12 protein-coding genes are annotated in these 12746 nt (G+C 58.8%); 11 read left to right on the top strand and 1 reads right to left on the bottom strand.

Annotation, left to right across the window (positions count from 1 at the left end; genetic code table 11):
• Window positions 1-15: 15 nt before the first annotated feature.
• A complete protein-coding gene (gene map / locus OSC50_RS18065) occupies window positions 16-798 on the bottom strand; it encodes a type I methionyl aminopeptidase (RefSeq protein ID WP_181079256.1) in 783 nt (260 codons plus the stop codon).
• Between the two features lie 387 nt (window positions 799-1185).
• Here map and rpsB point away from each other — a divergent pair, with 387 nt between their 5' ends.
• The 11 genes from rpsB (at window position 1186) to lpxD (ending at window position 12730) form a co-directional block, all read left to right on the top strand.
• Window positions 1186-1923: a 30S ribosomal protein S2 gene (rpsB, locus tag OSC50_RS18060; protein ID WP_003219330.1), complete on the top strand. Its 738-nt coding sequence runs from the start codon at window positions 1186-1188 to the stop codon at window positions 1921-1923.
• Window positions 1924-2114: 191 nt separating this feature from the next.
• Window positions 2115-2978 carry a translation elongation factor Ts gene (tsf, locus tag OSC50_RS18055; RefSeq protein WP_181079258.1) on the top strand — a complete coding sequence of 288 codons (864 nt, stop codon included), beginning with the start codon at window positions 2115-2117 and terminating at the stop codon, window positions 2976-2978.
• Window positions 2979-3187: 209 nt separating this feature from the next.
• A complete protein-coding gene (gene pyrH, locus OSC50_RS18050; RefSeq protein WP_003189161.1) occupies window positions 3188-3931 on the top strand; it encodes a UMP kinase in 744 nt (247 codons plus the stop codon).
• Window positions 3928-4485, top strand: coding sequence for a ribosome recycling factor (gene frr, locus OSC50_RS18045; RefSeq protein WP_034096240.1), 558 nt, complete (start codon window positions 3928-3930; stop codon window positions 4483-4485). Before pyrH ends, frr begins: the two co-directional genes overlap by 4 nt.
• Window positions 4486-4502: 17 nt before the next feature.
• Window positions 4503-5258, top strand: coding sequence for a polyprenyl diphosphate synthase (uppS, locus tag OSC50_RS18040; protein ID WP_034096241.1), 756 nt, complete (start codon window positions 4503-4505; stop codon window positions 5256-5258).
• Window positions 5259-6068 carry a phosphatidate cytidylyltransferase gene (locus tag OSC50_RS18035; protein ID WP_266248252.1) on the top strand — a complete coding sequence of 270 codons (810 nt, stop codon included), beginning with the start codon at window positions 5259-5261 and terminating at the stop codon, window positions 6066-6068. It begins immediately after the preceding gene.
• Complete coding sequence (gene ispC / locus OSC50_RS18030) at window positions 6065-7255, top strand: 1-deoxy-D-xylulose-5-phosphate reductoisomerase (RefSeq protein WP_266248254.1); 1191 nt, start codon at window positions 6065-6067, stop codon at window positions 7253-7255. The genes OSC50_RS18035 and ispC overlap by 4 nt, the downstream gene beginning before the upstream one ends.
• 52 nt (window positions 7256-7307) lie before the next feature.
• The gene (gene rseP / locus OSC50_RS18025) at window positions 7308-8660 is read left to right on the top strand and encodes a sigma E protease regulator RseP (RefSeq protein ID WP_181079266.1); all 1353 of its coding nucleotides are present in this window, start codon (window positions 7308-7310) and stop codon (window positions 8658-8660) included.
• A 74-nt stretch (window positions 8661-8734) separates the two neighbouring features.
• Window positions 8735-11122, top strand: coding sequence for an outer membrane protein assembly factor BamA (bamA, locus tag OSC50_RS18020; RefSeq protein ID WP_181079269.1), 2388 nt, complete (start codon window positions 8735-8737; stop codon window positions 11120-11122).
• A gap of 45 nt (window positions 11123-11167) precedes the next feature.
• Complete coding sequence (locus OSC50_RS18015) at window positions 11168-11671, top strand: OmpH/Skp family outer membrane protein (protein WP_003219314.1); 504 nt, start codon at window positions 11168-11170, stop codon at window positions 11669-11671.
• A gap of 3 nt (window positions 11672-11674) precedes the next feature.
• Entirely contained in the window at window positions 11675-12730 is a 1056-nt protein-coding gene (lpxD, locus tag OSC50_RS18010) for a UDP-3-O-(3-hydroxymyristoyl)glucosamine N-acyltransferase (protein ID WP_266248257.1), read from the top strand.
• The last annotated feature ends 16 nt before the right edge of the window (window positions 12731-12746 follow it).

Here is a 12746-nt window from a genome sequence, read left to right as displayed (position 1 = left end):
CAACGCAGCCTTGGATTACGCCGAAACGCGCGGGATGGTGTCGTCTGCGCGCAAGGTGAAGATCTCGTAGCCCGTCTCGGTGACCAGCAAGGTGTGCTCCCACTGGGCCGAGAGCTTGCGATCCTTGGTGATGGCGGTCCAGCCGTCGCCCAGCACCTTGGTGTCGGCCTTGCCCTGGTTGATCATGGGCTCGATGGTGAAGGTCATGCCCGCCTTCAGTTCCATGCCGGTGCCGGCGCGGCCGTAGTGCAGGATCTGCGGTTCTTCGTGGAACACGGTGCCGATGCCGTGGCCGCAGAATTCGCGCACTACCGAAAAGCCGTTCTTTTCGGCATGCTTCTGGATCACTTCGCCGATATCGCCCAGGCGGCAGCCGGGTTTGACGATCTCGATAGCCTTGTACATGCATTCCTGGGTGACCTGGGACAGGCGCTCGGCCCATACCGGAACGTTACCGACGTGGAACATGCGGCTGGTGTCGCCAAAGTAGCCGTTCTTGATCACGGTCACGTCGATGTTCAGGGTGTCGCCGTCCTTCAACGGCTTGTCGCCGGGAATACCGTGGCAGACCACATGGTTGACCGACGTGCAGATCGACTTGGGGAAGCCTTTGTAGTTGAGGGGAGCAGGGATAGCCTTCTGCACGTCGACGATATAGTCGTGGCAGATCTGGTTCAGGGTTTCGGTAGTGACGCCGGGCTTGACGTGTTCGGCAATCATTTCCAGCACGTCGGCAGCCAGTTTGCCGGCAATGCGCATGCCGGCAATGTCTTCGGCGGTTTTCAAACTAACGGTCATACAGGCTCTCTCTAGCGCGACGCGCTGAAATCAATACGGTTTACGGGTGTGCGACAAAAGGTTGCAGAATTCGCACAAGCCCCAAAAAACGCGATTCTAACAGACCAGGGTCTCAAGTCATGAACGTCTGGTGATCGCTTCTCTCTATAGGGTGGGGCTGTTTCGGCTGGTTTCAAAGGCTTGCGTTGAGACAGCCGACGGCAACTGTGATTGCGGGTTTCGTTTTCGCCCTTCGTGTGGTATAAAATGCGCCGCTTTCCGGGGATACCCCGAAAAGCTTAAATCCACACACGTGTCGACACGATGACCTGGGTGCCGGAGGCCTTGATGCCGCTGGTTGGTCATTGGGATACGTGGAGGCCAAACCCGACTTATTAAGGAACTATCATGTCCCAAGTCAACATGCGCGATATGCTGAAGGCCGGTGTGCACTTCGGTCACCAGACCCGTTACTGGAACCCGAAAATGGGTAAATACATTTTCGGCGCGCGCAACAAGATCCACATCATCAACCTTGAAAAAACCCTGCCAATGTTCAACGAAGCTCTGACTTTCGTAGAGCGCCTGGCCCAGGGCAAAAACAAGATTCTGTTCGTCGGCACCAAGCGTTCCGCCGGCAAGATCGTTGCTGAAGAAGCAGCACGTTGCGGTTCGCCGTACGTCGATCACCGCTGGTTGGGCGGCATGCTGACCAACTTCAAAACCATCCGTGCTTCCATCAAGCGTCTGCGTGACCTTGAAGTGCAAGCCGAAGACGGTACCTTCGCCAAGCTGACCAAGAAAGAAGCGCTGATGCGCACTCGTGACCTGGAAAAGCTCGATCGTTCCCTGGGTGGTATCAAGGACATGGGCGGTCTGCCTGACGCACTGTTCGTTATCGACGTTGATCACGAGCGCATCGCGATCACCGAAGCCAACAAGCTGGGCATCCCTGTTATCGGCGTAGTCGATACCAACAGCAGCCCGGAAGGCGTTGACTACATCATCCCAGGCAACGATGACGCTATCCGCGCTATCCAGCTGTACATGGGTTCGATGGCTGACGCTGTAATCCGTGGTCGTAACCACGTTGCTGGTGGTACCGAGCAGTTCGTTGAAGAAGCTCCGGTAGCTGCCGCTGAGTAATTGACGCCCTGGCGTTGACTCAGTAAGCAAAAAGGGGGCTTGGCCCCCTTTTTGCCCCCTCGAAAACCATTTGTCGGCAGCGCAGCTACATCATCTGTAACGTGCAGCGGCCTACAAGGGTGGTTCGAGAAGAATTGATCGCCCGTTTGCTCGGGTGGAATGGTTGAAAACCTATCCAAGAGGATTTTGAAATGGCAGAGATTACTGCAGCGTTGGTTAAAGAACTGCGTGAGCGTACCGGCGAAGGCATGATGGATTGCAAAAAGGCCTTGACCAAGGCCGGCGGCGACATCGAAAAAGCCATTGATGACATGCGTGCTTCCGGCGCCATTAAGGCTGCCAAGAAAGCAGGCAACGTAGCTGCTGAAGGCGCCATCGCTCTGAAAGAAGACGGCAAGTCCGCTGTTCTGCTGGAAGTGAACTCCCAGACCGACTTCCTGGCTCTGCAGGACGACTTCAAGGCATTCGTTGCGGCCAGCGTCGAAAAAGCGTTCGCTGACAAGCTGACCACCGTCGAGCCTCTGATCGAAGCTCAGGAAGCTGCCCGTCTGGTGCTGGTCGGCAAGGTTGGCGAAAACGTCAACATCCGTCGCCTGGTCCGTGTTGAAGGTGACGTGGTTGGTGGTTACCTGCACGGCAACAAGATCGGCGTTGCGGTAGTTCTGAAGGGCGGCAACGTTGAGCTGGCCAAAGACATCGCGATGCACGTCGCAGCCAGCAACCCTGAGTTCCTGCTGCCTTCGGAAGTATCCGCCGAAGCCATCGAGCGCGAAAAAGCGGTGTTCCTGCAGCTGAACGAAGAGAAAATCAAAGGCAAGCCGGAAAACATTGTTGAGAACATGGTCAAAGGCCGTATCAGCAAGTTCCTGGCAGAAGCGAGCCTGGTTGAGCAGGCGTTCGTCAAGAACCCTGAAATCAAGGTTGGCGAGCTGGCCAAGAAAGCCGGCGCTGAAATCGTTTCCTTCACTTACTTCAAAGTAGGCGAAGGCATCGAGAAGCCGGTCGACAACTTCGCTGAAGAAGTTGCTGCCCAGCTGGCTGCCGCCAAGCAATAAGACAGTTTCAACTGTCGCCCGAAAGAGGCTGCCCGCTCACGCGCGCAGCCTCTTTTCAAATGGGAAGGCCGATTTTATTTGGCTTCCCGTCGGAACTGGCTTACAAAGCCGTGTTCCGATGGCGCTGTGATAGCGTCCAGCTAGAGTGAACGCAAGCCGTAAACGGCTCGCCAAGAATTTTTGAAAATACGCCGCAGGAGAGATTCGCAATGGCTCAGCAGGGCAGTGGTTATCAGGCTCGCTATAAACGCATTCTACTCAAGCTCAGCGGCGAGGCCCTGATGGGCTCGGAAGAGTTCGGGATCGATCCCAAGGTGCTCGACCGCATGGCGCTGGAAGTCGGCCAACTGGTCGGCATTGGCGTGCAAGTGGGCCTGGTGATTGGCGGTGGCAACCTGTTTCGTGGCGCGGCACTGAGTGCTGCCGGCATGGATCGGGTCACCGGTGACCACATGGGCATGCTGGCCACTGTGATGAACGCCCTGGCCATGCGCGACGCCCTGGAGCGCGCCAACATTTCGGCCATCGTAATGTCGGCTATTTCCATGGTCGGCGTGACCGATCACTATGATCGTCGCAAAGCCATGCGTCACTTGAACTCCAAAGAAGTGGTGATCTTCGCCGCAGGCACGGGCAACCCGTTCTTCACCACGGACTCGGCGGCTTGCCTGCGTGCCATCGAGATCGATGCCGACGTGGTGCTCAAGGCCACCAAGGTGGACGGTGTGTACACCGCAGACCCATTCAAAGACCCGCATGCCGAGAAGTTCGATCATCTGACCTACGATGAAGTGCTGGATCGCAAGCTGGGCGTGATGGACCTGACGGCTATTTGCCTGTGCCGCGACCACAAGATGCCGCTGCGCGTATTTAACATGAACAAGCCCGGCGCCCTGCTGAATATCGTCCATGGCGGTGCGGAAGGGACTCTGATCGAGGAAGGCCAACAATGATCAACGAAATCAAAAAAGACGCCCAAGCGCGTATGCAGAAATCCCTGGAGTCTCTGAGCCATGCATTCGGCCAGATTCGTACCGGCAAGGCGCACCCGAGCATCCTGGGCAGTGTCATGGTGCCTTACTATGGCGCCGACACCCCGCTGAGCAGCGTGGCCAACGTCACCGTCAAGGACTCGCGGACCCTGCAAGTCGTAGCCTTCGAGCGCAACATGCTCGCTGCGGTCGACAAGGCGATCCAGAGCGCCGGTCTGAACCTCAACCCGACCAACCTGGGCGAGTTGTTGCTGATCTCCATGCCTGCCCTGACCGAAGAAACCCGCAAGGGCTTCACCAAGCAGGCGCGCAGCGCGGCGGAAGACGCGCGCGTTGCAGTGCGTAACATTCGTCGCGATGCCCTGGGTGAGCTGAAGAAGCTGGTCAAGGACAAGGAAATCAGCGAAGACGAAGAGCGTCGCGCCGTTGCCGATATCGATAAGCTGACCAAGGAAGCCGAGGCGAAGATCACCCAGGCAACCGAAGAAAAAGAAAAGGACCTGATGGCCGTATAAGGGGTCAGGACGCCTTCATGGAAAAGACCAAGCAGACTGTACCCTCCGTGGTGCCGCGCCATGTCGCGATCATCATGGATGGGAATAATCGCTGGGCAAAGAAACGCTTCATGCCAGGTGTTGCCGGGCATAAAGCGGGTGTCGATGCAGTGCGGGCGGTGATTGAGGTGTGTGCCGAGGCCAAGGTGGAAGTACTCACCTTGTTCGCGTTCTCCAGTGAGAACTGGCAGCGGCCCGCCGAAGAAGTCAGCGCTCTGATGGACCTGTTCTTCAAGGCCCTGCGTCGTGAGGCCAAGCGCCTTAACGACAACAACATCAGCCTGCGCATCATTGGTGATCGCTCGCGGTTCCACCCGGAACTGCAGGCGGCCATGCGTGAAGCCGAGGCGATTACCGCCGGCGCCGACCGTTTTGTGTTGCAGATCGCAGCCAATTACGGCGGCCAGTGGGACATCGCCCAGGCCGCGCAGCGGCTGGCCCGCGAAGTGCAGGCCGGTCATCTGCGACCGGACGACATCACGCCCGAATTGCTGCAAACCTGCCTGGTGACCGGCGATCTGCCATTGCCGGACTTATGCATTCGCACCGGTGGCGAGCACCGCATCAGTAACTTCCTGTTGTGGCAGTTGGCCTATACCGAGCTGTACTTCTCCGACCTGTTCTGGCCGGACTTCAAACACGATGCCATGCGCACTGCGCTGGCCGATTTCGCTTCCCGTCAGCGTCGCTTTGGTAAAACAAGCGAGCAGATCGAAGCTGGAGCCCGGGTCTAAATGCTTAAACAACGAATCATCACCGCCCTGATCCTATTGCCGATCGCCTTGTGTGGGTTTTTCCTGCTCGACGGTTCCGGCTTCGCCTTGTTTATTGGCCTGGTCGTGACCCTGGGCGCCTGGGAGTGGGCGCGCCTTGCCGGTTTTACTGCCCAGTTGCCGCGCGTGGCCTACGCAGCGGTCGTGGCGGTGTTGCTGTTTTTGATGCATACCCTGTCGAGCATCGTGGTGCCGTGGGTGTTGGGGGCGGCCGTGCTGTGGTGGGCGCTTGCGACCTTCTTGGTGCTGACCTATCCGCGTACCAGCGGCCATTGGTCCAGCGTCGCCAGCAAGCTGGTGATTGGCCTGTTGATTTTGCTGCCGGCCTGGCAAGGGCTGGTGGAAATCAAGAATTCGCCGATGGGCAACTGGCTGATCATGGCGGTGATGGTGCTGGTCTGGGGCGCGGATATCGGCGCCTACTTCTCGGGCCGGGCATTCGGCAAGCGCAAGCTGGCGCCGGCCGTGAGCCCGGGCAAGAGCTGGGAGGGTGTTTACGGGGGGCTCGCCCTGACACTGGTTATCGCGCTGGTGGTCGGTCTCGTGCGCGGCTGGACAGGTAAGGAAATTATTCTGGCCCTGCTGGGCACGGCCGTCGTGGTGTTTATTTCGGTGGTGGGTGATCTCACCGAAAGCATGTTCAAGCGCCAGGCCGGTATCAAGGACAGCAGTAATCTGTTGCCTGGACATGGCGGGGTGCTTGACCGTATCGACAGCCTTACCGCCGCCATTCCGATCTTTGCCGTATTGCTGTGGATGACCGCTTCGTGAGTCGCCTGCAGCAGGTGACCGTGCTGGGGGCCACCGGTTCGGTGGGGCTGAGCACGCTGGATGTGATCGTGCGTCACCCGGACCGCTATCAGGTGTTCGCGCTGACCGGCTATACCCGCCTCAGCGAGCTACTGGCATTGTGCGTGCGCCATGCGCCGCGCTTCGCCGTGGTGCCCGAGGCGGCTGCGGCGCGCGCCTTGCAGGATGGTTTGCGCGCAGCCGGGCTCGCCACCCAGGTGCTGGTGGGCGAGGAGGGGCTGTGCCAGGTTTCGGCGGATGCCGAAGTCGACACCGTGGTTGCGGCCATTGTCGGTGCGGCGGGCCTGCGGCCTACCCTGGCGGCCGTCGATGCGGGCAAAAAGATCCTGTTGGCTAATAAAGAAGCACTGGTGATGTCCGGTGCACTCTTTATGCAGGCTGTGCGCAGGAGCGGGGCGGTGCTGCTGCCGCTCGACAGCGAGCACAACGCCATTTTCCAATGCATGCCCGGTGACTTCGCACGGGGTTTGAGCCAGGTCGGCGTACGTCGGATCCTGCTCACGGCCTCGGGCGGTCCGTTCCGGCAAACGCCGTTGGCCGAGCTGGAGCAGGTCTCTCCCGACCAGGCATGTGCCCATCCGAACTGGTCGATGGGGCGCAAGATCTCCGTGGATTCGGCAAGCATGATGAACAAGGGCCTGGAGTTGATCGAGGCCTGCTGGCTGTTCGATGCGCGGCCTGAGCAGGTCGAGGTGGTGATTCACCCGCAAAGTGTGATTCATTCCCTGGTGGATTACGTGGACGGCTCGGTATTGGCGCAGTTGGGTAATCCCGATATGCGTACGCCGATCGCCAATGCTCTCGCATGGCCTGAGCGCATCGACTCGGGCGTGGCGCCGCTGGATCTGTTTGCCGTGGCTCGCCTGGATTTCGAAGCGCCCGACGAGCAGCGTTTTCCCTGTCTGCGCCTGGCGCGCCAGGCGGCGGAGGCGGGTAACAGTGCACCGGCGATGCTTAATGCGGCCAATGAAGTGGCCGTGGCGGCGTTTCTCGAGCGGCGCATCCGTTTTCCACAGATCGCGAGTATGATCGAGGACGTCTTGAGCCGTGAGCCTGTCGTAGCCGTCAATGATCTGGGCGCAGTGTTCGAGGCGGACTCCAAGGCCCGGGCCCTGGCCGAAGATTGGTTGAGCCGCAGCGCGCAATAGTCTGCAGGCGCGTTGAGCCTTCAGGCACTGGATTGGAATGCGGAGAAATTAGATGAGTGCGCTTTATATGATTGTCGGCACCCTGGTTGCTCTGGGTGTGCTGGTTACCTTCCACGAATTCGGCCACTTTTGGGTGGCGCGTCGTTGCGGCGTCAAGGTACTGCGCTTTTCCGTCGGTTTCGGCATGCCGCTGGTGCGTTGGCATGACCGCCACGGTACCGAGTTCGTGATCGCGGCCATCCCTTTGGGTGGCTACGTCAAGATGCTCGACGAACGCGAAGGCGAGGTGCCGGTTGATCAGTTGGATCAATCCTTCAATCGCAAGACCGTTCGTCAGCGTATCGCCATAGTGGCCGCCGGCCCGATCGCCAACTTTCTGTTGGCCATGCTGTTTTTCTGGGTGTTGGCCATGCTGGGCAGCCAGCAGATCCGCCCGGTGATCGGCGCGGTCGAGGCAGACAGTATCGCGGCGAAGGCCGGTCTGGTCGCGGGTCAGGAAATTGTTTCCATTGATGGCGAACCGACCACGGGTTGGGGGGCGGTCAATCTTCAGCTGGTGCGCCGCCTGGGTGAGAGCGGCACCGTCAACGTCGTGGTGCGTGAGCAGGACTCCAGCGCCGAAGCCTCACGTGCGTTGGCCCTGGACCACTGGCTCAAGGGTGCTGACGAGCCCGATCCGATCAAGTCGCTGGGCATTCGTCCGTGGCGTCCGGCGTTGCCGCCGGTGCTCGCCGAACTCGACTCCAAAGGCCCGGCCCAGGCCGCAGGCCTGAAAACCGGCGACCGCCTGCTGGCGCTCGATGGTCAGCCGTTGAGCGAATGGCAGCAGGTGGTTGATCTGGTTCGTGTGCGCCCTGATACCAGAATTGTGCTGAAAGTTGAGCGCGATGGTGCTCAAATCGACGTCCCGGTGACCCTGGCGGTGCGCGGGGAAGCCAAGGCGGCCGCAGGTTACCTGGGTGCGGGTGTCAAAAGTCCCGAGTGGCCGCCTTCGATGATGCGCGAGGTCAGCTTCGGTCCATTGGCGGCAATTGGCGAGGGTGCGAAACGCACCTGGACCATGAGCGTGCTGACGCTCGAATCCCTCAAGAAAATGTTGTTCGGCGAGCTCTCGGTAAAAAACTTGAGTGGGCCGATAACCATTGCTAAAGTGGCGGGCGCTTCTGCCCAGTCGGGTGTCGCGGATTTCCTGAATTTCCTGGCTTATCTGAGTATCAGCCTGGGGGTTCTGAATTTGTTGCCCATTCCAGTATTGGATGGGGGACATCTGTTGTTTTATCTGGTCGAGTGGGTGCGTGGTCGCCCCTTGTCGGATCGTGTGCAGGGTTGGGGGATACAGATCGGTATCAGTTTGGTGGTCGGGGTGATGTTGTTAGCCCTGGTCAACGATTTGGGTCGACTGTAACGCTTCGCTGAATTGCGAATCTGCCGCATTTTGCGGCAGTTTGTTTATTGCCAGTTGGAATAAGAAAGGACTTCATGAAACGTCTGCTGCTAACTGCGGTTCTCACCGTATTGATGATCGCCGAAGTTCACGCCGAGTCCTTCACCATCTCCGATATTCGCGTCAACGGCCTCCAGCGGGTTTCCGCCGGTAGCGTCTTTGGTGCCTTGCCGTTGAACGTCGGGGAACAGGCTGATGATCGTCGCCTGGTGGAATCCACTCGTGCGCTGTTCAAAACCGGGTTCTTTCAAGACATCCAACTGGGTCGAGAAGGCAACGTCCTGGTCATCACCGTCGTCGAGCGACCATCCGTCGCCAGTATCGAGATCGAAGGCAACAAGGCGATCTCTACTGAAGACCTGATGAAAGGCCTGAAGCAATCGGGCCTGGCCGAAGGTGAAATCTTCCAGCGCGCCACCCTTGAAGGCGTGCGTAACGAACTGCAGCGCCAGTACGTCGCCCAGGGTCGCTACTCCGCGACCGTGGAAACGGAAGTGGTTCCGCAGCCGCGTAACCGTGTCGGCCTCAAGGTCAACATCAACGAAGGGACCGTGGCGGCCATCCAGCACATCAACGTGGTAGGCAATACCAAGTTCCCGGATGAAGACCTGGTCGACCTGTTCGAACTCAAGACCACCAACTGGTTGTCGTTCTTCAAGAACGATGACAAGTACGCCCGTGAGAAACTCTCCGGTGACCTGGAGCGCCTGCGTTCCTACTACCTGGATCGCGGCTATATCAACATGGACATCGCCTCCACCCAGGTGTCCATTACGCCGGACAAGAAGCACGTCTACATCACTGTCAACGTCAACGAAGGCGAGAAGTACAAGGTTCGTGACGTCAAGCTCAGCGGTGACTTGAAAGTGCCTGAAGACCAGGTCAAGTCCCTGTTGCTGGTGCAGAAAGACCAGGTGTTCTCGCGCAAGCTGATGACCACCACCTCCGAACTGATCACCCGCCGCCTGGGTAACGAAGGCTACACCTTCGCCAACGTCAACGGCGTGCCGACCCCCAACGACGAAGACCACACCGTTGATATCACCTTCGTGGTAGACCCCGGTAAGCGTGCTTACGTAAACCGCATCAATTTCCGTGGCAACACCAAGTCCGCCGACGAAGTGCTGCGTCGTGAGATGCGTCAGATGGAAGGTGGCTGGGCTTCGACCTACCTGATCGACCAGTCCAAGACCCGTCTTGAACGCCTGGGCTTCTTCAAGGAAGTCAACGTCGAAACGCCGGCTGTGCCGGGTGTGGACGACCAGGTTGACGTGAACTACGCCGTTGAAGAGCAGGCCTCGGGCTCGATCACCGCCAGTGTCGGTTTCGCGCAGAGCGCCGGCCTGATCCTGGGTGGCTCGATCACTCAGAACAACTTCCTGGGTACCGGTAACAAAGTTTCCATTGGCCTGACCCGCAGCGAATACCAGAGCCGCTATAACTTCGGTTATGTCGACCCCTACTGGACCGCCGACGGTGTGAGCCTGGGCTACAACGCCTTCTATCGCACCACCGACTACAAAGATCTCGACGTAGACGTAGCTAGCTATGCGATCGACAGCCTGGGTGCTGGCGTGAACATCGGCTATCCGATCAGCGAAACTTCGCGCCTGACCTTCGGCCTGACTGCGCAGCAGGATGAGATCAAGACCGGTATTTATACCGTGGACGAGATCTTCGACTTCACCCGTCGTGAAGGCGACAAGTTCCTGAACTTCAAGGCGTCCGCCGGCTGGTCCGAGTCGACCCTGAACAAAGGCGTGCTGGCAACCCGTGGCCATTCCCAGAGCCTGACGGCCGAAGTCACCACGCCGGGCAGCGACCTGTCGTTCTTCAAACTCGACTACCGCGGCCAGTTGTTCCAGCCGTTGAGCGACAACTACACCATGCGCCTGCACACCGAACTCGGCTATGGCGACGGTTACGGTTCGACCAATGGCTTGCCGTTCTATGAAAACTACTATGCAGGTGGTTTCAACTCGGTACGTGGCTTCAAGGACAGCACTCTCGGCCCGCGCGGTACCCCGAGCCGCGGTGTTGATAAAACCGGTAACATCGGCACTCAACCTGACACTGACAACGACCCGCTGCCTTTCGGTGGTAACGTGTTGATCCAGGGTGGTGCTGAAATTCTGTTCCCACTGCCGTTCGTGAAAGATCAGCGTTCCCTGCGTACATCCGTATTCTGGGACGTGGGTAACGTGTTCGATTCCAAGTGCGAGCAGATCAAAAACCCAAGCGGTTTGAAGTCCAACACCCAGTGCAACGACGTGAGCCTCAGCAACATGGCGAGCTCCGTGGGTGTGGGTGTGACGTGGGTGACTGCGCTGGGCCCGTTGAGCTTTGCGCTGGCCATGCCAATCAAGAAACCGGATAACGCTGAAACCCAGATTTTCCAATTCTCCCTCGGCCAGACGTTCTAAGCGTCTGACCTAAGATAACGACAACGGATTCTGTAGGAGTGCATCGTGCGTAAGTTGACTCAATTGGTTCTGCTGGCAACCGTGCTGGTAGCCACCCCGGCCTTCGCCGAAATGAAAATCGCCGTTCTGAACTATCAGATGGCCCTGCTGGAATCCGATGCGGCCAAAAAATATGCCGTGGATGCCGAGAAAAAATTCGGTCCGCAACTGACCAAGCTCAAGACCCTGGAAAGCAGCGCGAAGGGCATCCAGGATCGTCTGGTGGCCGGTGGTGACAAGATGCAGCAAGGCGAGCGCGAACGTCTGGAGCTGGAATTCAAGCAAAAGGCCCGTGACTATCAGTTCCAGTCCAAAGAGCTGAACGAAGCCAAGGCTGTGGCCGATCGCGAAATGCTTAAGCAGCTCAAGCCGAAACTCGACAGCGCTGTGGAAGAAGTGATCAAGAAAGGCGCCTTTGACCTGGTGTTCGAGCGCGGCGCCGTGATTGACGTCAAGCCTCAATACGACATCACCCGTCAGGTGATCGAGCGCATGAACCAGCTGAAGTAAGCCATGACCGCGACTATCAAGCTCGGCGAGTTGGCCGAGTTCCTGGGGGCCACTTTGCATGGCTCCCCGGAGAAAGAAATCACTGGGCTAGCCACCTTGCAGGAGGCTGGCCCAGCTCAGTTGAGCTTCCTCGCAAACCCTCAATACCGTAAATACCTCGTCGACAGCCGCGCCGCAGCCGTATTGCTCAAAGCCGCCGATGCCGAAGGTTTTGCCGGGGATGCGCTGGTGGTGGCCGACCCGTACCTGGCGTACGCCAAGGTGTCGCACATGTTCGATCCCAAACCCAAGGCAGCCGGCGGCATTCACCCGTCAGCGATGATCGCCGATGACGCCCAGGTCGACCCTGCGGCCAGCATTGGTGCCTTTGCGGTGATCGAGAGTGGTGCGCGCATTGCCGCAGGCGTCACGGTGGGGGCGCACTGCTTTATCGGTGCGCGATGCGAGATCGGTGCCGATGGCTGGCTCGCGCCGCGCGTGACGCTGTATCACGATGTGCGTATCGGCCAGCGTGTGGTCATTCAGTCGGGCGCGGTGATCGGAGGCGAAGGCTTCGGATTTGCCAACGCCAAAGGCGTCTGGCACAAGATTGCCCAGGTCGGCGGCGTGCTGATTGGCGACGATGTGGAAATCGGCGTGAACACTGCAGTTGATCGCGGGGCCCTGGCCGATACCGTGATCGGCAATGGTGTGAAGCTCGACAACCAGATCCAGATCGCCCACAACGTACAGATTGGCGATCACACCGCCATGGCGGCGTGCGTGGGGATTTCCGGCAGCACCCGTATCGGCAAGCATTGCATGCTCGCCGGCGGTGTCGGCCTGGTAGGGCATATCGATATCTGTGACAACGTCTTCATCACCGGAATGACCATGGTGACCCACTCGATTACCGAGCCGGGTGCCTACTCTTCCGGTACCGCCATGCAACCTGCGGCTGAATGGCGCAAGAGTGCGGCGCGTTTGCGCCAGCTCGACGATATGGCCCGACGGCTCAAGCAGCTGGAAAAGCGTGTTGGAGAAGTGACCCCTGGCGGTAATGCTTCATCAGAAGGCTGATACCATTTTCATATCA

This window comes from Pseudomonas quebecensis, from assembly GCF_026410085.1.
Classification (GTDB): domain Bacteria; phylum Pseudomonadota; class Gammaproteobacteria; order Pseudomonadales; family Pseudomonadaceae; genus Aquipseudomonas; species Aquipseudomonas quebecensis.
This window is presented reverse-complemented; position numbering and strand designations above follow the sequence as displayed.

Bases quoted from the DNA above. Each gene is read 5' to 3' on its own strand.
- map (WP_181079256.1), bottom strand. From the start codon at position 798: ATGACCGTTAGTTTGAAAACCGCCGAAGACATTGCCGGCATGCGCATT.
- rpsB (WP_003219330.1), top strand. From the start codon at position 1,186: ATGTCCCAAGTCAACATGCGCGATATGCTGAAGGCCGGTGTGCACTTC.
- tsf (WP_181079258.1), top strand. From the start codon at position 2,115: ATGGCAGAGATTACTGCAGCGTTGGTTAAAGAACTGCGTGAGCGTACC.
- pyrH (WP_003189161.1), top strand. From the start codon at position 3,188: ATGGCTCAGCAGGGCAGTGGTTATCAGGCTCGCTATAAACGCATTCTA.
- frr (WP_034096240.1), top strand. From the start codon at position 3,928: ATGATCAACGAAATCAAAAAAGACGCCCAAGCGCGTATGCAGAAATCC.
- uppS (WP_034096241.1), top strand. From the start codon at position 4,503: ATGGAAAAGACCAAGCAGACTGTACCCTCCGTGGTGCCGCGCCATGTC.
- OSC50_RS18035 (WP_266248252.1), top strand. From the start codon at position 5,259: ATGCTTAAACAACGAATCATCACCGCCCTGATCCTATTGCCGATCGCC.
- rseP (WP_181079266.1), top strand. From the start codon at position 7,308: ATGAGTGCGCTTTATATGATTGTCGGCACCCTGGTTGCTCTGGGTGTG.
- bamA (WP_181079269.1), top strand. From the start codon at position 8,735: ATGAAACGTCTGCTGCTAACTGCGGTTCTCACCGTATTGATGATCGCC.
- lpxD (WP_266248257.1), top strand. From the start codon at position 11,675: ATGACCGCGACTATCAAGCTCGGCGAGTTGGCCGAGTTCCTGGGGGCC.